The sequence below is a fragment of the Antarctobacter sp. genome, from assembly GCF_048262615.1.
Lineage (GTDB): Bacteria > Pseudomonadota > Alphaproteobacteria > Rhodobacterales > Rhodobacteraceae > Antarctobacter.
In genome coordinates this window covers 1-22,688 of record NZ_JBLXFB010000019.1, presented here as the reverse complement: position 1 = coordinate 22,688, position 22,688 = coordinate 1, and the positions used below count along the sequence as shown (strand labels likewise).

Annotated in this window: 19 protein-coding genes and 1 pseudogene; 12 read left to right on the top strand and 8 right to left on the bottom strand. The window is 63.9% G+C overall.

Annotation, left to right across the window (positions count from 1 at the left end):
- Positions 1-3: 3 nt before the first annotated feature.
- Both ACN0S5_RS17770 and ACN0S5_RS17765 read right to left on the bottom strand, forming a co-directional pair.
- A complete protein-coding gene (locus tag ACN0S5_RS17770) occupies positions 4-567 on the bottom strand; it encodes a HutD family protein (protein ID WP_417210083.1) in 564 nt (187 codons plus the stop codon).
- Entirely contained in the window at positions 564-1,565 is a 1,002-nt protein-coding gene (locus ACN0S5_RS17765; protein ID WP_417210082.1) for a membrane dipeptidase, read from the bottom strand. Before ACN0S5_RS17765 ends, ACN0S5_RS17770 begins: the two co-directional genes overlap by 4 nt.
- Before the next feature lie 102 nt (positions 1,566-1,667).
- On the opposite strand from ACN0S5_RS17765, the gene ACN0S5_RS17760 reads away from it, so the two are divergent.
- From ACN0S5_RS17760 to ACN0S5_RS17740, 5 genes are all read left to right on the top strand, one after another.
- Positions 1,668-2,570 (top strand): LysR family transcriptional regulator, encoded by a 903-nt coding sequence (locus ACN0S5_RS17760; protein WP_417210081.1) that lies wholly within the window; start codon positions 1,668-1,670, stop codon positions 2,568-2,570.
- A 124-nt stretch (positions 2,571-2,694) separates the two neighbouring features.
- On the top strand, positions 2,695-3,708 hold the full coding sequence (locus ACN0S5_RS17755; RefSeq protein ID WP_417210080.1) for a TAXI family TRAP transporter solute-binding subunit: 1,014 nt from the start codon (positions 2,695-2,697) through the stop codon (positions 3,706-3,708).
- Between the two features lie 3 nt (positions 3,709-3,711).
- Entirely contained in the window at positions 3,712-5,616 is a 1,905-nt protein-coding gene (locus ACN0S5_RS17750; protein WP_417210079.1) for a TRAP transporter permease, read from the top strand.
- Positions 5,616-6,074 carry a RidA family protein gene (locus ACN0S5_RS17745; RefSeq protein ID WP_417210078.1) on the top strand — a complete coding sequence of 153 codons (459 nt, stop codon included), beginning with the start codon at positions 5,616-5,618 and terminating at the stop codon, positions 6,072-6,074. Before ACN0S5_RS17750 ends, ACN0S5_RS17745 begins: the two co-directional genes overlap by 1 nt.
- A gap of 435 nt (positions 6,075-6,509) precedes the next feature.
- On the top strand, positions 6,510-6,704 hold the full coding sequence (locus ACN0S5_RS17740) for a hypothetical protein (RefSeq protein ID WP_417210077.1): 195 nt from the start codon (positions 6,510-6,512) through the stop codon (positions 6,702-6,704).
- On the opposite strand, the gene ACN0S5_RS17735 is transcribed toward ACN0S5_RS17740, so the two are convergent.
- From ACN0S5_RS17735 to ACN0S5_RS17720, 4 genes are all read right to left on the bottom strand, one after another.
- On the bottom strand, positions 6,694-7,446 hold the full coding sequence (locus ACN0S5_RS17735) for a DeoR/GlpR family DNA-binding transcription regulator (protein WP_417210076.1): 753 nt from the start codon (positions 7,444-7,446) through the stop codon (positions 6,694-6,696). The two genes, ACN0S5_RS17740 and ACN0S5_RS17735, sit on opposite strands and share 11 nt — an antisense overlap.
- Positions 7,446-9,128: an ABC transporter permease subunit gene (locus tag ACN0S5_RS17730; protein WP_417210075.1), complete on the bottom strand. Its 1,683-nt coding sequence runs from the start codon at positions 9,126-9,128 to the stop codon at positions 7,446-7,448. Before ACN0S5_RS17730 ends, ACN0S5_RS17735 begins: the two co-directional genes overlap by 1 nt.
- Positions 9,125-10,168 (bottom strand): ABC transporter ATP-binding protein, encoded by a 1,044-nt coding sequence (locus tag ACN0S5_RS17725; RefSeq protein ID WP_417210074.1) that lies wholly within the window; start codon positions 10,166-10,168, stop codon positions 9,125-9,127. Before ACN0S5_RS17725 ends, ACN0S5_RS17730 begins: the two co-directional genes overlap by 4 nt.
- An 86-nt stretch (positions 10,169-10,254) precedes the next feature.
- Positions 10,255-11,262 carry an ABC transporter substrate-binding protein gene (locus ACN0S5_RS17720; RefSeq protein ID WP_417210073.1) on the bottom strand — a complete coding sequence of 336 codons (1,008 nt, stop codon included), beginning with the start codon at positions 11,260-11,262 and terminating at the stop codon, positions 10,255-10,257.
- Between the two features lie 210 nt (positions 11,263-11,472).
- Between ACN0S5_RS17720 and hisN the strand changes: the two genes are divergently transcribed.
- Positions 11,473-12,261, top strand: a complete 789-nt coding sequence (gene hisN, locus ACN0S5_RS17715; protein ID WP_417210072.1) for a histidinol-phosphatase — start codon at positions 11,473-11,475, stop codon at positions 12,259-12,261.
- A gap of 51 nt (positions 12,262-12,312) precedes the next feature.
- Here hisN and ACN0S5_RS17710 read toward each other — a convergent pair.
- Positions 12,313-12,495, bottom strand: a pseudogene (locus ACN0S5_RS17710) (integrase core domain-containing protein); the annotation flags it as partial.
- An 18-nt stretch (positions 12,496-12,513) separates the two neighbouring features.
- Here ACN0S5_RS17710 and ACN0S5_RS17705 point away from each other — a divergent pair.
- The 6 genes from ACN0S5_RS17705 to ACN0S5_RS17680 all read left to right on the top strand — a co-directional run bounded on the left by ACN0S5_RS17705 (position 12,514) and on the right by ACN0S5_RS17680 (position 21,065).
- Entirely contained in the window at positions 12,514-13,710 is a 1,197-nt protein-coding gene (locus ACN0S5_RS17705) for a winged helix-turn-helix domain-containing protein (protein ID WP_417210071.1), read from the top strand.
- A 305-nt stretch (positions 13,711-14,015) separates the two neighbouring features.
- On the top strand, positions 14,016-14,558 hold the full coding sequence (locus ACN0S5_RS17700; protein ID WP_417210070.1) for a rhomboid family intramembrane serine protease: 543 nt from the start codon (positions 14,016-14,018) through the stop codon (positions 14,556-14,558).
- 209 nt (positions 14,559-14,767) lie between these two features.
- The gene (goxA, locus tag ACN0S5_RS17695) at positions 14,768-16,795 is read left to right on the top strand and encodes a CTQ-dependent glycine oxidase GoxA (RefSeq protein ID WP_417210069.1); all 2,028 of its coding nucleotides are present in this window, start codon (positions 14,768-14,770) and stop codon (positions 16,793-16,795) included.
- Positions 16,762-17,877 (top strand): glycine oxidase maturase GoxB, encoded by a 1,116-nt coding sequence (gene goxB, locus ACN0S5_RS17690; RefSeq protein ID WP_417210068.1) that lies wholly within the window; start codon positions 16,762-16,764, stop codon positions 17,875-17,877. Before goxA ends, goxB begins: the two co-directional genes overlap by 34 nt.
- Before the next feature lie 161 nt (positions 17,878-18,038).
- The gene (locus ACN0S5_RS17685; protein WP_417210067.1) at positions 18,039-19,979 is read left to right on the top strand and encodes a LodA/GoxA family CTQ-dependent oxidase; all 1,941 of its coding nucleotides are present in this window, start codon (positions 18,039-18,041) and stop codon (positions 19,977-19,979) included.
- Positions 19,980-21,065 (top strand): NAD(P)/FAD-dependent oxidoreductase, encoded by a 1,086-nt coding sequence (locus ACN0S5_RS17680; protein WP_417210066.1) that lies wholly within the window; start codon positions 19,980-19,982, stop codon positions 21,063-21,065.
- A gap of 202 nt (positions 21,066-21,267) precedes the next feature.
- On the opposite strand, the gene ACN0S5_RS17675 is transcribed toward ACN0S5_RS17680, so the two are convergent.
- Positions 21,268-21,822 carry a metallophosphoesterase gene (locus tag ACN0S5_RS17675; RefSeq protein ID WP_417210065.1) on the bottom strand — a complete coding sequence of 185 codons (555 nt, stop codon included), beginning with the start codon at positions 21,820-21,822 and terminating at the stop codon, positions 21,268-21,270.
- Positions 21,823-22,688: the final 866 nt, after the last annotated feature.

The window sequence follows — 22,688 nt, the reverse complement described above, 5'->3', positions numbered from 1 at the left end:
AAGCTACACCACCGGCTCCAGATGGATCGAAACGAGCGACGCCTGCCCGGAAAGGCGCTGTGCTGCTGGCAAACGACACGCCATATGCATTGTCGCAATCCCGATGCCCGGTTCGGATCCAATTCCACACTGACCCTCTATGCAGAAAATCATGGTTTCATGCGGGCCGGAGGTGCGATCTCCGTCCAGTTGGATCACGGCCACGCTGGCAGCCACCCGCGTTGAATCGAAAAACAGGTTCAGGAACCGGATCGGGCCGTCCACAAGACGTCCCTGAACCGCGCGGTTTCCGTCCAGTTGGGTCGGGATCAATGGCCCGATCCGTTGCCAGTCCTCGGCCCCCATGTCCGCGATGTCGGTCCCGGCCCCGGCGATCACGGTGCTGATCCGCGTGAGGCCGGGAAACTGCGAATAGGGGCCATCCTGCGCAACAATGGCGGTGCTCAGTCGCCAGAGCCATGCGCCGTTCTGCTTTTGCGCCGCGATTTCTGACGTGGTGCCGCCCCCATTCCGCCATGGCATCTCTGTCCAGTCCTCGGGGCGGATGACCCGGATCGACCCGCTCATGTTCCGGGGCCAAGGGTCTCTGGACCAAAGTTCTCATCGAAAAACCGGAGCCAGTTGTTGCCCATGATCCCGGCGGCCTCTGCATCGGAGAACCCGGCGCGGCGCAGGCCGTCCTCGATCCCGGCAAAGTCGCGGTTGTCCCGGAACCAATCGGGCTGCGGCGGAAAGCCTGCGGCACTGGCAGAGCCCTCGCCATAGTCCATTTCGCGGGTCCAGCGCCCGACGCGCATCCATTCGACTACACTGTCGGGTTGGTTCTGACACAGATCGCTGCCAATGCCGATCCGGTCCGCCCCCATCAGATCCGCCGTCCGCGCGGCCATCTGGCAAAAGGCGTCCAACGTGCAATCGCCGCCGTCCTTGAGGTGAAAGGGGTACAGCGAAAACCCCAGCATCCCGCCGCTTTGTGCAAGCGCGCGCAGCACCTCGTCCGATTTGTTGCGCCGGGCGGGGTGCCAGGACGCGGGGTTGGCGTGGGTGATGGCGATGGGGCGCCCCGAAATCTCGATCGCCTCAAGGGTCGAGCGGTCGGCGGAATGCGACATGTCCACCACAAGGCCAATGCGGTTCATCTCGGCGATGACCTGACGGCCCATGCGGGTGATGCCGGGGTCGTCGGCCTCATAACAGCCGGTCGCCAGCAGCGACTGGTTGTTATAGCTGAGCTGCATGAACCGCACGCCCATTTCGTGCAGGATCTCGACCAGCCCGATATCGGCCTCGATCGGGGCGGGGGTTTGCAGGCCAAGAAAGATCGCGGTGCGCCCCGTTTCGCGGGCCCGGCGCACATCGTCCCCGGTGCGGCCCTTGAAGATCAGGTCGCTGTGGCGCTGAAACCGCAGGTTCCAGTCCGCGACATTGGCCGCCGTGGCGCGGAAATCCTCATGGTAGGCGATGGTCACATGCACGGCGTCCAGCCCGCCCTTGCGCATCTGGGCAAAGATTTCTTCCGACCAGTTGGCATATTGCAGGCAGTCGATCCGATAGGATTGGGTCATGGCGGTCACTCTGTTGTTGAGGGTCGCCGGTACTATGGCGTCGAACGAAAACTTCAGTCACACTCAAACCTCTGAACCGGACTTGAGGATTATTGAAGCGCGATGGCCATAAAGATCGAAATGCTTCGGTGTTATGTCGCCGTGGCAGAGTTGGGCAACCTGAACGACGCGGCCAGCCGGCTGGGGCGCACGCCCTCCGCGGTGTCCATGTCGCTCAAGCAATTGACCGAACATCTGGGCGCGCCGCTGTTTGAAAGCGACCGCAAGAACCGGCTGACGACGCTGGGCCAATTGGTCCTGACAGAGGCCCGCGCCGGGACGGTCCATTTCGACCGCTGCATCGACAGTATCGTGAAACTGACGCAGGCGCGCAGCGGCATGGTGCGAATCGGCGCCGTGCCGTCGGTGACAACGGCGATTCTGCCCGATGTGGTGCAGGGGTTCCTGCGCACGCGGCCCGATGTGGTGATTCAGGTGCGCGACATGGATTCCGCGACCGTGCAGCATGAGATTGAAATGGGGCGCATCGACATTGGCATCGGATCGTGCCGCAGGCCGACCGGCACGCTGCGGCGCGTTGCGCTGTTCTCGGAACCGTTCGGGGTGATCTGCGCGGTGGAACATCCGCTGGCAAAGCTGACAGAACCGCTGACATGGCAGGAACTGGCACGGCACCCGATGATTTCGAACGCCTCGGGGGACGTGATCGAAAACGCCGCGTTCCGGGACATTGATGAGGCCGCTAACCTGCGGATTCGCAACACGGCATCGGTGTTGGGCATGGTCCGCGCCGGGGTTGGGGTGACGGTGCTGCCGCGCCTCGCTCTAGAGGGATTGGGCCCCGGATTGCTGTTTGTTCCGCTGGCCGATGCAACCGCACGACGTCAGGTCGAGATCCTGACCCGCGCCAAATCCGAAATGGCCCCGGTTGCCAGCGCCTTTGAAACGGCGGTGGTCGACGGGATCGAGCGCGCCCGCGCCGCAGGTCGGATCATCGACGGATGACTTCAGGGAAGCTGAAGTTAGCGACACAAGTTTTTAATTGATTGAAGCGGTCGCCGCGCGTCTCCTATGGATCATTACCAACGGCGGCACGGACGGTTCCGTGCCTTTGACGATGGAGACCCGAATGAGCAATTCAATCACCCGCCGCAGACTGTTGGCAACCGCAGCCGCCGCCCTGCCGCTGGCCGCCCTGCCCCGTCTGGGCTTTGCCCAGGCCCCTGATTTTCTGACCATCGGCGGCGGCCCTTCGGGCGGTGTCTTTGGTATTGTCGGAACCGGCGTGGCCGACATCCTGTCGCGGGTCTTTCCGTCGACGATCATTGACGTGCAGCCCGGCGGTTCTGGCCCCAACCTGTTGCGGGTGCGCGACGGCAAGGCGGACTTGGGCATCACTTCGGCCAACAATGCGCTGGACGCCTGGGAAGGCCGCGACCCGGCAACACCAGAGTCCCCGGTACAGAACGCACGCGGCCTGATGAACATCATGCAAAGCGCCATCCAGATCTGGGTGGACGGCGACAGCGACATTCGCTCGCTCGACGATCTGCGCGGCAAACAGGTCAGCGCCGGCCAGCCCGGCCAGACCTCTTGGCTGGCGTTCGAGAACCTGCTGGCCGCCGCTGGCATGACAACCGACGACATCGAGGCCGACGGCGGCAAGCTGCATCCCCTCAGCTGGAGCGAATCGCACGAGGCGCTGCGCAACGGTCAGTTGGACGCGGTGATGTGGCTGTCGCTCTGGCCGCATCCGACCGTCATGCAGAACGAAACCGTGCGCCCGATGCGCGCGCTGTCGTTTGACACGGCCGTTCTGGACAAGTTCATGGAAGACAGCGGCGCGGGCTTTGAGCGTGTCACGCTGCCCGCGGGTTTGTTCGGCGGTCAGGATGTGCCGGCGGACACCGTGGGCACGAACACCATCCTGTTTGCCTCTGCCGAGATGCCGGACGACGTGGCCTATGCGGTGGTCAAACAGCTTTGGGAAAACATGGATGACTTCAAGGCGGTGCATTCGCTGCTAGGCAATATCTCTGCCGAAACCGTGGGTCGCGGCATGATCATTCCGCTGCATCCCGGCGCCAAGGCCTATTTCGATGAGATGGGTATCCCTGTCTCTGACTCGAAACTCGGAGCCTGAGCCATGACAGAGACCGTGGCAGGGCAAGACATGGGGTCACGGCGTCGGGACGGGGCAATCACCGTTCTGGCGCTGGCCATGGCCGCCTTTCACCTTGCCGCGGCCTCGCCGTTCTGGCTTGCGCCAAACCTTGTGCTGCGGGCGGTCCATGCGCTTTTGGCGGTGGTGGTGATCCTGTTGCTGATGCCTGCGGCCCGCAACCGGATAGGGGCCGCGTTTGATGTTCTTCTGGGCGCGCTGACGGTTGTCACGCTGGGCTACGCGGTGGTGTTTGAGCCGTCCATCGTGGTCCGCCCGCCCTGGACACAGGACGCCACGCCGGTCGAGGTGTTTGTGGCGATCGGTGCGCTGGTCGTCATACTGGAGGCGACGCGCCGCGCCTTGGGCATGGCGATTGTCTGGCTGTGCCTGATCTTTATCGCCTACGCCTTTGTCGGGCCGGACCTGCGTTTTGTCAGTTGGCTGCGCCCGCTGGCCCACGGTGGCGTCGGGCTAAGCGAATTTGTCGATCAGATGTATTTCAGCTTTGAGGGTGTCTTTGGCACCGCGCTTGGCGTGTCGGCGGAATACATCTTTCTTTTCGTCATGTTCGGCGCGGTTTTGCAGGTGGCCGGTGGAGGTGATTTCTTTATCACCATCACCCGCGCGATGACCGGGCAAACCCGTGGCGGGCCTGCCAAGATCGCCGTGGTGGCCAGTGGCCTCATGGGGATGATGTCGGGCAGTTCGGTGGCCAATGTGGCCACAACCGGATCGCTGACCATCCCTATGATGCTGAAACTGGGCTATCCCCGCCGGTTCGCCGGCGCGGTTGAGGCGATTGCGTCCACCGGCGGGCAGATCACGCCGCCGATCATGGGGGCCGCCGCCTTTCTGATGGCCGCGATCCTTGGCATTCCCTATCTCGAGGTGGTCGCCGCCGCGCTGTTGCCTGCGGTGCTGTTTTATGTCGCGCTGCTGTTGGCGGTGCATCTGGCCTCTTTGAAGCTGGACCTGAAACCGCTGGACAAGGCCGAGGCCGGTTCGACCCGCAAGGTGCTGGCCAGCGGATGGACCTTTCTTTTGCCGGTTGTCCTGCTGGTGACGCTGATGCTGCAAGGCTATTCGCCGGGTTACAGCGCGTTTTTCGGGGTCTTGGCCGGGTTGGCCGTGCCCTATCTGCGGCCCTCCACCTTTGTCAGTTGGCGGCAGGTGGTGGCCGGAATCCGGCTGGGGGTCGAAGGGGCGGCCGTGGTGGCCGTCGCCTGTGCCTCTGCCGGGATAATCGTCGGCATCGTCCAGATTTCGGGGCTGGGGTTCAAGTTCAGTTCTGTTGTGACCGGCTTTGCGGGCGGATCGCTGGACATGGCGCTGGTTCTTGCCATGATCGCCGCGTTCATCTTTGGCATGGGGATGCCGACGACGGCGGCCTATATCGTGCAGGCCACGCTGGTGGCGCCCGCGCTGATCAAGCTGGGCGCTGACCCGCTGGCCGCGCATATGTTCGTGTTTTATTACGCGGTATTGGGGCAGATCACGCCGCCCCTTGCGGTGGCGGCCTATGCCGCCGCGCCCATCGCGGGCGAAAAGGCAAGCCGCGTGGGCTGGACCGCGTTCCTGATCGGCCTGCCCATCTACATCGTCCCCTTCATGTTTGTGTCCAATACCGTTTTGCTGACGCCCGAGGCTTCTGTCGATCTTGTCTATACGCTGGGCCGGTCGGTGGTGGCGGTGGGCGCGCTGTCGGCGGTTGTGATCGGCTGGCTGTTCGGCGCGTCGCTGTCGTGGCTGGCGCGCGGCGGCTTGATCCTGACGGCGGTGATGATGGTGCATCCCGGTATCTGGACCTCATTGGCTGGCCTGCTCCTGCTGATCGGCGTCTATGGCCTTCAGCGTCGTGTCCTACGCGTAAAGGAAAGTGTGTCTTGATGACCCAGAACAATGTCCTGCCGGACCCGATCGGGACCGAGTATCAATATCTGATGGCGGCCCGGCACGGGCGCGTGCTGTTGTTGGCCAGCCAGATCCCCAAGACCGACCGCAGGACCATCTACGCGGCCGGTCGGTGCGGCGAAGACATCGACATGGACACCGCCTGCGAAAGCGCACGCCTTGCCGCCGGGCAGGTGCTTGCCTGGCTACAAGCGGAACGGCTGCCCGAGGAAACGGTAGATCGTGTGCTGCGCTTGCAGGTCTATGTGGCGGTCGGGGATGACGGGTTTGACATCTCGACCGTGGCGGATGCCGCATCAGAGACGATTATTGCCCGGCTTGGCCCATCTGGACGCCACCCCAGGACGGTCCTTGGCGTCAGCCGCTTGCCGCGAAATGCGCCTGTCATGCTGGAGGCGACGATCGCCCTGAACGCCAGTGCGGGGGCTGCCTAGCCTCTTTAGGGACTCTGTCTGCGCAGGATCATGGCGGTCGTCCGTTCGCGGGCGGATCGCCGCCTGACGGCAGACCCGTGAGCAAGATCTTGCGCGCGCCAAGCCAGTGGGGACGTGTGTTAAAGTCTCGTTAACCGACCCGCGTCAGTTTGAATAAAACTGGAAACGGGAAGGTAGAGCAACGATGCCCGAGGATCTCATCCAACGCACCAGAAATGCCGCAGAGCAATGCGAAGCCCAAGGGTTTTACGCCACAGCCCAGTCGCTGCGTGCCTTGGGGTTGCAGATGCAGGCCTGCGTCTCTGCCCAGCCCCCCGAAACCGATGCGCAACCGCAACACCCAGAGACGCCAGTACCCGCCTTCCCTGTGGGAAGTTAATCTTCGGTTCACACTCTCGTCATAGCCATGGGTGCAGTCATTTTGGAACAACACCCATGGGGGCTGATATGAAGGGCCTGTATGATGAAATCATGCAATTGCTCCACGACACGGGCATCTCCCTAGACGGCGGGCCGCAAGAGAAGGTGGCTTTGGCCGTGCGCCATGTGCGTCAGATCGCCGAGGCGGAATTTCGGGCCAATCCGGCCCCACGGTGTCACACCGCCCGCGCCAGTGCCGTCAGGCCATGACGCTGACCCCGGCCTCACGAAAGGCGGCGATCTGCTCTGCCGTGGCGGCCCTGTTGGTGACAAGGCTGCCAATCTCGGCGGGTTCCCATGACCGGACGCGGCTGGTTTCGCCCAACTTGCTTTGATCCGCCAGAATAACGGACCGTTGCGCCTGCGCGGCCATGGCAATCGCAATTTCAGCCTCTTGCAGGTCGTAAAAGAACGCGCCTTTGACCGGGTGCACCGCCACCGGGGCGGAGAAACACAGATCGACGCTGAACCGGCGGATCTCTGACAGGGTCAGCTCTCCGACGGTGGCCGGCACATCGGCCAGCATCCGCCCGCCCAGCAACAGCACCTCCTTGCCGGCGCCCTGTAGCGTGGTGGCCACGTCCAGCGAATTGGTGATCACCGTCACGCCCGACAGTTTTGCCAGTTCACGGGCGAAAATGGCCGTGGTGGTGCCCGCATCCACAAGGATCGTCTGGCCCGGCTGGATCAGCCCGGCGGCCTTGCGCGCGATTTCCGACTTGGCGCGCAGCTGGACAGTCATGCGCTGGCGAAACGGCTCTTCGGTGCGCGGTTCCGGCAGGACCGCGCCGCCGTGCACCCGGTTCACCTGCCCGGTCTTCTCAAGATCCAGCAAGTCGCGCCGCACCGTCTCTCTCGAGACGTTCAACATCTCTGCAAGGTCATTGGCGCTGACCTGTCGGCTGGCGGCCAGCATCGACAGGATCCGCTGGTGCCGTTCCTGCGCCCACATCAGGACGCGCCCCTGGGGCCGCGCCGCTGCCCCATAACCAGCATCATCCCCTTCATGATCAAAAGCGCCAGACAGACCACCGCCATGACACAGGTGGAAAAGGCCGCCGCCTGTGAGGTCAGCCCGGCATCGTCCAGTCGCATGATGGTGACGGCGGCGACGCTCAGCTTGGGGGTGGTCAGGAAGACGACTGCCGACAGCGTAACCATCGACCGCATGAACAGGAAAAAGAACACCGCGACCAGCATGGGCGCAATGAACGGCGCGACGATATCAAGGGCGCTGCGGCGCAGCCCGGCCCCCAGACTGCCAGCCGCCTCCTCCAGCGCGGGGGGCAGTTGTCGAAAGCCGGTCATCAGCGTCAGAAAACCCTGCGTGTGGTAGTGGTAAAAGTTGACAATCGCGATCAGCGCCGCGGTGCCATACAGCAGGTACAGCGGCGTCGCGGTCGAATTGAACGTCAGGATATAGGCAAGCCCCAGAACCATGCCCGGCACAGCGGCGGGCATGGCGGCCAGCATCTGGATCGGCTGCGCCACCCCGCGCGGCAGGCGGCGCAATCCCAGACCCAGCAGAAACAGCGCCAGCGTGCCGCCCGTCGCCGCCATCAGTGAGATGACAATGGTCATCCAGAGCGACGAATAGCCACCGGCCAGCGTGATGTCGTAGTGCTTGGTCGACAGGGACATGTTGTAGGGCCAGAGGGTAACAAAGCTGGCGTAGACCACAATGCCGATCACCGCGACGATGCCCGCGCAGATCAACAGTGACAGCCCGGCCATCAGCGTGTCGCGCAGCGGCGCAAAGCTGGGCCGGTACAGCACCTGCCCGGCGCTCTGCCCGGTCTGCTGCCGCTTCATCGCCTGCCGTTCGATCGCGTATGAGATCACGGTGGGCAAAAGCAGCATGATCCCCACAACCGCGCCCATATTGAAATTCCTCTGCCCGACGACCTGCGAATAGATCTCTGTCGCCAGAACGGAATAATCACCGCCGATCACCGCCGCGTTGCCGAAATCGGTGATCGTGATGGTAAAGCAGACAAAACCCGCGTTCAGGATGCCAAAGCGGGCAGCAGGCAGCGTCAGGTCGCGAAACTGGCGCGAGGGCGCGGCACCCAGAACCTCGGCCGCCTCATAGACGCGCGCGTCCAGCAGCACCAGCGCCGCGCCGATGATCATCACCGCCTGCGGCAGGGCGTAGAGGGTGTTGGCAATCAGCAACCCGGTAAAGCCGTAAATCTCTATCTCGACCCCAAGCGCCCGGCTGATCACGCCGTTGCGCCCCAGCAGAAAAATCAGGCCCAGCGCCTGCACCAATGAGGGCGCAAGCAGCGGCAAGATGATGATACCGCGGATCAGCCATTTGCCGCGAAAAGCGCAGCGGTGCAGGCCATGCGCGATGATAAAGCCCAGAAAGACGCTCAGCGCCGTGGTGGCCCCGCCCATGAGCAGCGAATGCCATGTCGCCCGCCAGAAGCCGACAGAGCCCAGAACCTGCGTGTAATTGCCAAACCCATAGCCGTCGCCGACGGTGACAGAGCGCAGGAAGACAATGACCATTGGATAGAGGAAAAACAGGATCAGCCCCAGCAAGGGCAGCCCGACACAGACCGCGACAAGCAGCCGGTCCGCGTCAAACCGCGGGCGATCGGAGGCGGGTGTCGTATTCGCGACGCTCATGCGGGCATCTCTGCCATGGGACGGGCAACGATGTCATCCGCCAGCCATGTGCAGGCCTCGGGCGCGATGGTCAGGGTGACGCGGTCGCCCTCGCGACAGGGGTTGGTGCCGTGGGTTTCCACCACCAGCGGCCCGGCCTCGCTGTCGATCTCCAGCCGCCGCAGGTTGCCCAGAAAGCTGATGCTGCGCACCGTTGCGGGGCCGTCCTGCGCCGGGGCCACGCTGATCTGTTCAGGGCGAATGCAGGCGACAAGCCCGTCACCGGTGCTGCCGGGCTGCGTGTCCAGCAAATGTGGAAAGCTTCGCCGGATCACGTCGGTGGTCAGCATGTTGCTGATCCCCATGAACTCGGCAACAAAGCGGGTCTTGGGGCGGTGATACAGATCCTCGGGCGTTCCGGCCTGCACCACGATCCCGTGGTTCATGCAGATGATCTTGTCCGCCAGCGCCAGCGCCTCTTCCTGATCGTGTGTCACCATCAATGTGGGGATACCAAGCGAGCGTTGAACATGGCGGATCTCTGCCCGCAGGTCGGCGCGCACCTTGGCGTCCAGCGCCGACAGTGGTTCATCCAGCAGCAGAACGCGCGGATCGACGGCAATGGCCCGCGCCAAGGCGATGCGCTGTTGCTGGCCGCCGGAAAGCTGGCCGGGGAAGCTGTCGGCCACCTGCGGCAGCTTGACCAGATCCAGCAGTTCGGTGACGCGGCGGGCGATATCAGGCTGCGGGATGCCGCGGATCTTCAGCCCGTAGCCGACGTTTTCGGCCACCGTCATGTTGGGAAACAGCGAGTAGGACTGAAACACGATGCCAAAGCCCCGCTTGCGCGCGGGCAGGTCGGTCAGGGTCTCGCCCTCCAGCAGGATGTCCCCGCCGTTGAGGTCTGTCAGCCCCGCGATCAACCGCAACAGCGTGGTCTTTCCGCAGCCCGATGGCCCCAGCAGACACACAAATTCACCCTGTTCGATGTCTATCGACACGCGGTCCAGCGCGGTGAAGGTGCCATAGGTTTTGGTCGCGTCGCGGACAGTCAGATACATGGGGGCGATGTCTTTTATAAGGTGAGGCGCGGGCCCGTTGGCGGCCCGCGCGCAAGGACTGGCAGCCTGCGCCGCCGGTGGTTCGGTCAGCGGCCCAGCTTTTCCTTCCAGGTCGCCTTGACGGCGGTCTGGTTCTCAGCCGCTTCGACAAAGTCGATCTTGGCAAGGATTGTCGAAATGTCCGCCGGCAGGCCCGCGTCCTCGGCGGCCTTGGAGGCATCGACACCCGGCACGGTGATCAGCGCCTTGTATTGCTGATAAAGCCCGATGGCCTCATCCGACATGGTCCAATCCAGAAACGCCTTTGCCGCGTCCTTGTTGTCCGAGCTGCTCATCAGGCCTGAGGCCTCCAGCTCATAGCCGACGCCGCCTTCGGGAAAGACCATCGCCAGCGGATAGCCCTCGGCGACAGACTGCATCGCGGTAAAGGCCAGCGAGATCCCGACGGTGTATTCACCGACACGCGCCGATTTGCAGGGCTTGGACCCCGACGACGTGTATTGCGCCATGTTCGGATCGACCGCCTCAAGCTGCGCCCAACCGGCCTCTGCGCCAAGGGTCTGCAAGACGGCGTTGACGTGCAGATAACCGGTGCCGGAAGAGTTCGGATCGGGCATCAGCACCTCGCCCTCAAAAGCCGGGTTCTCAAGGTCTTTCCAGCTTGTCGGCATCGGAAGACCTTTTTCCTCCAGCCGGGCGGTGTTCACGCAAAAGGCACCCATGTAGCCGATTGGCGCAAACCATTTGCCGCCCTCGTCGCGGAAGGTGGCAGGCAGGACATCGACACCGGCCGCCGCATAGGGTTCCAGCATCTCGAGGATCTGCGGGTCCATCATCGCGCTGACAGCCCAGCCCCAGATCACGTCGGCCTGCGGGTTGCCCGCCTCGGCCAGCAGACGCGCGCCCAGCTTGCCGGTGGACAGGCGCAGCACGTTGATTTCCGTGTCGGGCATCGCCTTTTGCGCTGCCTCGACATAGGCCGCAATCTCTTCTTCTTCGAGCGCGGTATAGACGGTCAGCTCATCCGCATAGGCCGTGGCCGACAGGCCCAGGGTGGCCAATGTCGCCGCCGTAAGTTTGGTCAAACTCGTCATGTCATCTCTCCTTGTTGCTCCACGCGTTCCCGACCCGTTGCCCGCCCGGATCGGTGCGGGCCCTCGCCGGGGCCCGTTCTGATTGCCGCGCCCGCGCTGCACGGGCTTGGGGTTATTTGTGCAGTCTTGCACTTTTGTGCGCTTTGTCTAATGTTTATTTTTGACAGCGCACTGTCTTGTTGTGCCAGCCCCGACATATGAGGAAAAATCATGCAGAGCCCTGAGGCATCACATGAGACTGCACTGCTGGCGCAGTTCGCGGGTGACCTTGCCGATGTGACCGACGCAATGGCGATGACCTATTTCCGCAAGCCTCTGGATGTTGAAACAAAGGATGACCTGTCCCCGGTGACGCAGGCCGACCGCGCCATTGAGACCGCCATGCGCGATAGGATCACACAGCGGTTTCCGGCGCATGGTGTCTTTGGCGAAGAGCATGAAAACGCCCGTCTGGACGCGGCGCATGTCTGGGTGCTGGACCCGATTGACGGCACCAAAAGCTTTGTCTCCGGGATGCCGACCTTTGGCACGCTGATTGCCTGTCTGGCCAATGGCGCGCCGGACATCGGCATCATTTCGATCCCGCCGATGGCGGAACGCTGGGTCGGGGTGCGCGGCCAGCGCTCAACCCTGAACGGGCTGCCGTGCCGCACCAGCAAGCGCAGCCGGTTGGCAGAGGCGACGCTGTACACCACCACGCCGGACACCTTCGACACCGCAGGCCGCGCGGCGTTTGAGTCGCTGTCCGCGCAGGTCGGCATGCGCCGCTTTGGCGGCGATTGCTATGCTTACGGGCTGCTGGCGTCGGGCCATGTGGATCTGGTGCTGGAGATGGATCTGCACCCCTATGACTACATGGCGCTGGTCCCGGTGATCGAGGGCGCAGGCGGCGTCATCACCGATTGGACCGGCACGGCGCTGGGGCTGCATTCGGACGGGCGCGTGATCGCGGCCGCCAATCCCGCCCTGCACGCGCAGGCGCTGGCGGCAATGTCCTAGGGGTTGAATTTCTCCAGCGGGCGGCCTGATCCCGCTGGCGGGGGGCTGCCCCCCGAGCGCCGAATGGGGCCGCGCGGTGTTGAAGCCGAGCACCCAAGCGGCGATGACTTCGCGGGCGCGCCGGTCGGGCAACCGGACAACCCGAACCCAATCCACAGTCACTCGAACAAATCGGAGGACCGGCAGCGGACAGGTCTCGGCCGTGTGCAAATTGTACCTGTCCGGGCAGCGCATACACGATATGGTGCCCCTATGAATCGCCCCTTGCTGGATAACCAAACCGCCCGCCGCCTGTTTCTGGACCGCCATCTGTTGCTGCGGCCCGGATCAGGACCCGGCAAGGGCGGCGACCTTGATCATGTTCTGCATGGCCTTGGCTTTGTTCAGGTCGACAGCGTCAACACGCTGGCCCGCGCGCATGACCTGATCCTGTGGTCCCGGCGTGGGCAATACCGGCCAAAGGCGCTGGACCATCTGGTTGCGCGGCACCGGACGGCCTTTGAACACTGGACCCACGACGCGGCGATCATCCCGATGCCAAGCTATCCGATGTGGCGGCTCAAGTTCGCGCGGGACGAGGCGCACATGCAGGCGCGCTGGTCACAGGGGCGGCGCGACGGCTGGGTCGCCGAAGTCGATACCGTGCTTCGGCACGTCGCGGACAACGGGCCGACCTGCTCGCAGGATGTGGGCACGCATGAAAAAAAGGGCTCTGCCGGGTGGTGGGACTGGCATCCCTCCAAGACGGCGCTGGAATTCCTGTGGCGCTCTGGCCGCCTAGCGATCTGCCACCGCGAGGGGTTCCGGAAATTCTACGATCTCAGCGACCGCGTGATCCCGGCAGAGCGTCTGAACGCCCGGATGGACGATGCCGAAACCGTGGACTGGGCCATGTCAGAGGCTCTGACCCGGCTGGGCTTTGGCACCAGTGGGGAACTCGCCGCCTTCTTTGACATCGTGACCCGTGACGAGGCAAGGCAGTGGTGCGCAGCGGCGCTGACCTCCGGTCGGATCATCGAGGTGGACATCAAACTGGCCGACGGAACCCGGCGGGCCAGTTTCACGACCGAGGCCATCCTTGACCAGACCGCGTCATTGCCCGACCCGTCATCCCGTGTCCGGCTCTTGTCACCCTTCGATCCGGCCCTGCGGGACCGCGCCCGCGCCGAACGGCTGTTCGGGTTTCATTACCGCATCGAGATTTTTGTGCCGGAACCCAAGCGCCGATATGGCTATTACGTGTTTCCGGTGATGCAGGGTGATCGCGTGATCGGCCGCATAGATGCCAAGCGCCGCGGCAAGGTCTTGCAGGTTCTGGCCTTCTGGCCAGAAGCGGGCGTGCGGATGGGCAAGGCGCGCACATCCGGACTGATCGCCGAGCTGGAGCGGGTGGCAAACCTTGCCGGGACCTCTGACATAGAGTTCCAGGCGGGCTGGCAGAGAGGCTGAGCCCGCGACGCCGTTGCCGCCAAATTGCCGCCGCCCCTGATCACCTCCACCACGGCGGTCCATTGTGATCGGCTATCGCCCCCCAGAATGAGGCCATGCGGGGCAGTCACATCATCAAGGCCATCTGCGGGCGTCCCTGTCCGCGCCCCGTCAGGGACACCCATCCGACAGACCGCCGCATGCCCCGCCGGTCCGGACTGCCAAGTCTCAATCTCTTGCCGCAAGCCGCCTGCGCCACACAGTGCCTTCGTTGCAGTCAGGGGGTGTGCTAGGCAGGTCGGGACGTGTCCAGCCGGGGAAGCAAGTTGGCATTCGAACGTTTCAGGTGGCTGATCGTGCTGTTGGGCGTGATCTGGGGGGTTGAGGTGGTCAATCTGATCACGGGCTATGCGCTCAACGGGATGCTTGGGCTGCGGCCACGCAGTCTGGGCGGGCTGGATGGGATTGTGTTCATGCCCCTTTTGCATGGCTCTGTGGGACATGCCGCCGCGAACACCGTTCCCTTGGTGCTGCTTGGTGGCTTGCTTGCGGTGACGGCCCGGCATGTGGCGCTGGCGGCCACGGTCATAATCGTGGCACTGGGCGGGCTGGGGGTGTGGCTCTTTGGCCAGACAGCGATCCATGTGGGCGCATCGGGGCTGATCTTTGGCTGGTTCGGCTTTCTCGTGGCCCGTGGCGTGGTAGAGCGGCGTCCCGTCCCGATCCTGGCCGCTGTCGGTGTCACGTTGGGTTACGGCACAATGATCTGGGGCGTGTTGCCCGGCCAGCCCGGCGTCAGTTGGGAATCCCACCTCTTGGGGGCCGCCGCTGGCGTGGTTGCCGCGGGCTTTCTGCGTGAGACAGCCTAGGCCGACACGTTCGCACAAACGTCCTGATCGCCGAGCCCCCTTGATCTGGGGCAACCCGCCGTCCCCTGATCACTTTGCATTGCGACGGCCTATTGCGATTTCCCGCAATGCCAACAACGCAACCCAAAGATGCAATCCATGGTTGACTGAGTCCCGCTTTGCGGGAAAGCTTGCCCTCAGGTTCATTGCACATCGAAATTGAGGCCAAAATGTCAGATCAGATCCCGCCAACGTCGCGCCGTCAATTTCTAGCCATGGCGTCCAGCGCTGCGCTGATTGCGGGGGCGCCCTGGCCCGCGCGGGCGAATGTGACCCCGCAGGAAACCTATGAAATCGCCCCCTCCGGTGCGGCTGTCGCCAAGGTGCGGATCTACCCGGCGCTTGGGATCAGCCGGGTCGGCGGATCGGCCAAATGGTTCTACGCCCCCGAGGTGCCGGGCCTGCCCGCCGACCCCGGCGAAGGCGGCTTCAAGGACGGGCTGGAACAGATCAAGAAACAGGTCCAGCGTTTCCGCGTCTACGGCTTTGACGCCGACAACCGGGTGATCGGCGAGATCACCGGCGACGGCATCACTTGGGGCGTGCATCTGGCGAACACCAAGGCCGGCTGGTACGGGTTCAACAACCCGCTCGACAATGGCGATCTGGCCCCCGGATTGCCCTCGCAGAAGCGCAACCAGTATTTTGTCACGGACGCCGACCGCGAAGAAAACCTGATGATCGACGGTCGCCGTCTGGACATATCCGGTCTCAACGCCAATCCGGACGGCACGGACGCCGCCTATGCGTTTGAAGGCACCTTCTGGGGCGGACAGCCCGATGCGATACAGGTCGGCCTTGGGCAGTTGCGCACCGATGACGCGGGCCGCCTGCTGGTGGTGCCACCGGACGGCGTGTCCAACTCTCCCAGCGGGGCCGCGATCACCAGCTTTGCCGACAACAACGCATGGCATGACGACTGGTGCGATGGCCCGGTGACCGCTTCGGTGGCCATCGGCGATCAGGTGTTTGAGGCCGAGCCCGCGTGGGTGGCCTGCGTGGGGCCGAACTTTGCGCCTGAGATCCCGCCGATCACCACGCTGTATGACGTGATTCAGGACATGAACGTCGAACAGGGCTGGTTGCAGCCGCCCGACCTGCCGCTGTCGTTCATGAAATACATCTACCCGACATTCCGCCGCGTGGCCCTGATGGAATGGGTCACACAGGCCGCCAACCTGCGTCAGGGATGGCTGGCCATCGGCGATCTGGGCGACCCGGACTATGTGGCGCGGCTGGCCGATCCCGATCCCGCCAACGCGGAATTCCGGCAGCAGATATTCGCCCTCTTCCGCGATCCCTACAATCTGGGCGCGGATGCCTATCTCGAAGAACGGCTCAAGATCCCCTACATGCTGGGCGACGGGGTGAACTACGACGGCAGCCCGCTGCAATGGTTCCAGTTCCCCAAGCTGCAATATGCCTATCTGGAGGCATGGGCCTCCGGCGCATTCTTCAACGACTACGACGGACAGGTTGCCGAAGACGTCACTTCAGAGTTCGACAGCTTTGAGGACATCCCGCTGGACCTCCAACCCGGCGCGCTGACTCAGGCCGCGCTTGAACCCTGTTCGGGCGGGGCCTTTCACCCCGGCGTGGAACTGACCTATTACCTGCGGCTCAAGGAAATGTATGCCCGCAACACCAACCCCGAGGCAGAGCCGTTCCGCATCGCCCACGGCGACCGCCCCAGCCTGAACCAGAACCTTGGCCGCCTGCTGACGCCCGAGATTGCCTTTAACGGGTTTGACGGCACGCCGCCGCCCCTTGGGCCACAAATGGCGGGCGATCTCACCCGATGGATGGGTCTGCCGTGGCAATGCGACGCCTTCAGCTGTCAGCAGGTCCTGATGCAGCAGAACTATCCGACCGCCGTCTGGTGGCCCGCCCTTTTGCCCATCGATGTGCTGCCAGAGGCCTATTACACCGCGGGCATGGATGACACGCTGTCAGAGGCAGAGCGCGAAAAGTTCTTTGCCAACCGGGTTAGTTGGTCGCGCGGCGTCGCCGGCATCGGCTATCACGCCAATGGCAGCTATTGGGACGGGATCACCAATATGATCACGCTCTGGCAGCGCATGGGGTTTGTCGTGCGGATGCCCTCGCCCAATGGCGATGTCTTTGTGGAACAAGGCCATGCTGACAACATGGAGACGCGATTCAGGTGGACCCCCGATCAGGGGATGCTGCCGAATTGATCCACCGGGTCGCCGTCCTTGGCGGCGGGATCGCCGGGGCGTCGGCGGCCCTGCGTCTGGCGCAGGGCGGCGCGTCGCCGCTGTGGATTACCGGCACGCCGTACACCGGTTTCAAACCCGGTGAGCATCTCAGCGCCGCTGCCCTGCCCCTGCTAAAGGAACTGGCCTCGGACGCGCTGCTGCGCGCCGAGGTCCACCGCCATGCCCACGGCACCTATTCCGCATGGGGCAGCGACCTGCTGGTCGAGCGCAACGCCATTGTGCAGCTTGAAGGCCCGCCAACCGTTCTGGACCGGACCGCCTTTGAGGGTGCCCTTGCAACGCAGGCCGTCACGGCGGGCGCAGAGCGGGTCGACGGCGCGGTGGTGGATGTCCGCATCTCGGGGGATGCCTGGGACTTGATCCTTGGCGACCGGACCGTGACGGCGCAGTTCGTGTTCGACGCCACCGGGCGCAAGGCAGTTGTCGCCTCCAAATTCGCCCCCCGGTTTCAGGCCGACAGGCTGACCTGCCAATATGCGTTGTTCACCTGCCCGGCCCAGAGCACGCCCAGACCCGTCACCCTGATCGAGGCCGAGGCGCGCGGCTGGTGGTACCTGTCCGTTCTGGCGGACCGGCGAGCGGTGGTGAATTTCTATTCGGATGCGGATTTGCCCGGCTTCGCGACCTCCGACCTCAGCCGCTATGCCCGGCAAACGCAGGCCATATCGGCTTTTCTGTCTGATTACGGTTACCGGATCAGCGGCGCGGCCCGCCGGATCGCCTGCAACAGCACATGGCTTGCCCCCGCCATCGGGCCCGGATGGGTGGCGATTGGGGACGCCTCTGCCGCCTTTGATCCGCTGTCGTCCCACGGGATGACCACCGCCCTGTGGTCCGCAATTCAGGCCGCCGATGCCTATATCGCGCAGGACCGGACAAAAATGCAGGCCTATGCCGATAGCGTGGCACGCGGGGTGCAGGACTATCTGCAAGCAAGAACACGCATTTACGCTCAGGAACAACGCTGGTCAGACAGCCCGTTCTGGGCGCGGCGCGCGGCGAGCCGCCATCCGGCGCCGGAACCGCTCGACACAACGTGAGGCCCCAAGAAACACCGCCAGTCCCCTGTTGCAAATGCCGTCCAATTTTGGGTGACTGTGCGCAAATTCTCGCCTAGGTTGCAGAGACAGGTTTGAGTTCAGGTCTGACAACCGCCCGCATTGTTCGCGTTTTTTTCCATCCCCCGATTAGGAGCCGCCCCATGACCCCCGACCAGATTGACAGCATCGCCATTCACCCCGCGATCGGCATCGCGCGCATCGGCAATTCCGAGGATGGCTATTTCTTTGCGCCCGAAGTGATCGGCGAAACCCCGAAAGACCCGGACGGCTATCGCGACGCAAATGGCCATATCAAGCGGCAGGTGGCGCGGTTCCGGATCTACGCCACCCTGACAACCGGCGAGGTGCGTGAGATCACCGCCAAAGAGGCCGACATCAACTGGCGCGTCGAGGTGGCGAACCTCAAGGCCGGTTGGTATGAGTTCCAGCACTGCATGGACCTGCCCCCCGAACAGGTGTTCGAGCCGCCGCAGCGCAACGCCAATTTCGACGGCGACGACCGCGAAAGACTCAGCATCCGGCCAACCGCGCGACAGGTCTCGGGCTGCAACGCACAGGCCGAGCCGTTCGATGACGGCACCTTCTTCGGCAAGCCGATCTATCTGGGTGAGCTTCGGACCGATGACGCCGGGCGGCTGATGTTCTTTGGCGGGCGCGGCAAATCCGAACCCATCGTGCCCGGCACCAAACCCGTCACCTTCGCCAACAATCAGGGCTGGCATGATGACACCTGCGACGGGCCGGTGCGGGCCACCGTCACCATCGGCGGGCAGGACTTTGAGGCCACCCCGGCCCATGTCGTTGTGGCGCCGCCCAATTTCGGCCCCGGCCTGTTCAGCGTTGTCACCATGGACGACGTGGTCCGCGACCTGTTTTTCCGCGAGGGGATGCTGGAGCCGCCCGCCGACACCCGCTTTACCCGCGACATCTGGCCGGTCTTTGACCGGATGACGGGGCATCAGTGGGTCAACGAGGGCATCCTGCTGTTGGCGGGACAGGGCACGCCGCTGGATGCCCGCGACCCAAAGGTGATCTCGCTGCTGTGTGACCCGACGCCCGAGGGCGAGGTCTTTCGCCGGAGCGTTTTCAACCTGTTCCGCGACAGCTTTACCCAAGCGCTGGACCCGGCGGCCCTGCCGCCCTTTTACGGCGACACCTATGGCGACAGGTTCCCAGACGGCAAGCTGGTGAACCCCGCGCGTGAGGATCTGTTTCTGACCCAGACCCAGTACCGGCACCTGCAAAACTGGGCGGATGGCCGGTTCCAGTCGGATTGGCAGGGCATTCCGCCGATCCCCGCCTTTCATGACATCCCGGAACAGGATCGCCCCAGAGAGCTTGACCGCGCCGCGCTGCACGAATGCCTAGGCGGGCCGTTCCATCCGGGGATCGAACTGACATGGCCGATGCGGCTGGCCTCGATGTGGAACCCGGACATGCCGTACCGGCTGCGCCCCCTGCCCGAGGGAGAGCCGGTGCGTCAGGACTATGGCCCGAAACTCACCCGCGAACAGGCGCTGGCCTATGATGGCCCTTGGGGGCCGACAGGGGCGGGCAGCCTGACCCGCTGGATGGGGGTGCCGTGGCAAACCGATGAGGCGTCGTGCAATTCCGGCCTTGTCTACACGCCCAGCCGCTATCTCAGTTCGCCCAGTTTCTGGGGCGCGCGGGTGCCCAATCAGGTCATGCCGATCGAGGCCTACACCATCGCGACCACGCCGGGACTGGCCCCGCTTCAGGTGCAACGGCATTTCAGCAACCGGCGTTTCTGGCTGCGCGATCTTCAAGGCACCGGCTATGCCGAGCGGATCGACAATATGGTTCACAAGTGGTGGATGACCGGACTGGTCGAGGCGCATACCCCGCCCGAGGGCTCTGGCCTGCCCGATCCCTGCTTTGTCGAAACCGGCCGCGCGCCCAGCTTTTCCAGAAACGATCCCAGCCTCAAGCTGGCGCAGGACGTGATCAACCTGACCCTCGAAGAAGAGGTGCTGGCGGCCAAGGTCCGACGTCTGGCCGTCGAGGAGCGCACGGAAGTCGCACAGCCGACCGACCGCCGCTTTGGCCGTGGCGAGGTCTAGGTGAGCGATGTTCTGGTCGCGGGCGGTGGGCCCTCCGGGCTTGCCGCCGCGATCGCCTTGGCCGAACGCGGCGTCGACGCTGTGGTTGTGGACAGCACCGGCGGTGTTTCATCGCAACGCGGTGAGCTTTTGGCCCACGGCGCGTTTGACATCATGGGCCGTCTGGGGCTGGCGCATGTCCTCACGTCGGCCTTGCGGATCGAGGATGTCGTCAGCCGGTGGGGGGCCGCACGGACACAGGCCCATGACGGGGTGCCCGGTCTGGGGTTTCACGGCTGGGGCCTAGACCGGCAGGCCCTGTCGCAGGCGATGCTGGACCGCGCAAACCGGCTGGGCATTCCGGTGCTTCAGGCCCGGATCACCGCCCATCACCAAACGGACGACGGCTGGCGGGTCGAGGCCACGGGCGCGGCGGGCGCACAGGCCCTGCACGCCCGCTACCTGATCGACGCAACCGGGCGGCCCGCGGCGGTCGCGCGGCGGCAAGGTGCAACCCTGTTGCAGGACACCGACCTTGTCGCGGTCCTGTGGCACAGCGCGCAACGCACCGGCCCGGCGCAGATGCAGGCCGAGGCTATGGGCCAAGGCTGGTGGTACGCCGTGCCTTATGGCGCGGGCCGCACCATCGGCTTTGTCACCAGCGCGGCGACCGCCAAGGCGATCAACGCCGCGACCCCGGCGTTTCTGGCGCAGGCGGCGGACACAATGGAGCTGATTTCGCTAAAGTCCCTGTCTCGACCCATGGGTGTGATGGACTGCCGCAACGCGCTGCTCGACAGGATGTCCGGCACTGGCTGGCTGGCCACCGGCGACGCGGCGGCGGCCTTTGATCCGATTGCCTCACAGGGGCTGTTCAACGCGCTGTCGGGTGGGTTCTTTGCGGGTCAGGCCGCTGCGGATGTCCTCTCTGGCGACCCGGACGCGGCCCTGGTCTATGAGGCACTGGCCGCCCGCACTGCCGAGCGCACCCACACCATGACCCACCTGCAATACGCCGCGCGCCCCTGCGACACCCGGTTCTGGCAAGAACGATCCGGTCCTTTGGCGACCGCATCGCCGCGCTTGCCCAACCCTGCTTTTGGGTGACCGGCCCGCTGCCATTCGTACCGCACCGGAAGGCGCACGGCCCGTGCCGATGTGCCTTCCGGTCTGCCCCGGCGGCATCCCAAAGGCACACTCATCGCTTGGCGATCCCGGCGGTCCACGTCGCGGAGCGACACCCATCTATCACTTTGAATTCATGATAAAATTGCTTGTCCGCTGCGCGCCAAAGCCGCAACAGCGGCGTCTAGACAAGGTCGTTTCCCGGCTCTACGTCGTGCCAGTGTTTGTTCACCGGCAGCTTGGCGGCACGCCTGACGATGTCTGTGATCTGCACTGGCCGAAAGCCCCACTGATCGACGCCGACGTTCACGCTGTTGCGGGAACCGGACCATTGGTCATGGACGTGACCGAACACCTGTAAGGCACCGCTGCGCGCACCGTTCCAGGTGAGCATCGGATAGTGGCACAGCACAAGGTTCTGGTCGCCGTCCTTGATCTCGGCCATGTACTCGGTGCTGGCCCAGGGCAGCGAGATCACCGCTTCGTCGTCGTGGTTGCCGATGATCAGGTGTTTGCGGCCGGGGAGGCTGTGAAACCAGTTCTCGAACTGCACCGTGTCCTCGGCGTGGCCAAAGGCGAAATCGCCCAGTATCCAGAGGTCGTCGTCATGACCGACGCAGGCCTGAAAGTTCGCGATCAGGACCCCGTTCATCTCGGTCGTCGAGGCGAAGGGGCGCTTGCAGAAGTCGATGATGCGATGATGGCCGAAATGCAGGTCGGCCGAATACCAGTTGGCCATAACCGTGCCGTCCCGTGTTCGTCAGCCCGCAGTCTAGAAGCGAGACCGCCGCGGTGCCAATACCTGTCAATCAAACGCGCGTTTGAAGGCCTCCGCGCTCACGCTGCTGGCCCCGGATGCCGGTTTTGCCCGGTCGAGCCATCAGGCCGGAGCGGATCGGCCCCATTCTTCGGCGAAGGTCACAATCTGGAAAAACTGGCTGGGGTGGTAGGAATCCCAGCCTTTCGATTCCTTTCTTCGACTTACTCCGTCACGCGCTCAGAGTGGGGCATTTCTGGGGGCTTTCCCTTCCTTGTAGTCTCATCCTGCCGGTTGCTGGCGTGCTGACCTGAGGGCTTCTCCGTGGCTCTGGTCGGCAAAGGGACAAGAGAGGGTGGCCAAGAAAAAAGTAGGGGATAAGCCCCCGCCCGAACACCCTGGAGGATGCCCGGACGGGGGAAGGTTAAGAAGGTCGTCTGGTTGACTTATGCTGCGGACGACAGATCGCTGCCCTGCGGTCTACCGTTCTGGATGCTCTTATTCTCCGGAAACAGGGGAATGACCTCTGCTCCACGCGCTTGCTCGCAGTGACCCTTCATGGCGTAGAAGGCGACCTCTTTACGGGCTCTGGTGATGGCTGTGTAGAGGAGCCTCTTGTGGCTCCTTGGGGAAAACTGAGCAGAAACAAGCATCTATACAAAGAAACCATCTCGGAGATGTATAGATGTCTACCACCTTTGTCCTGCTCACGGCTGCAGGCGCAGTGCTACGGGCGCTGCTTAGCAGAGTTCTGCTCGCCAAGTTCGGAATTGAGCTACTCCCCATCTGCTGGACAGGATCTGGCGTAATTTAAGCTACTCGTTGCACCTGCTGATCGGGTTGGTTGA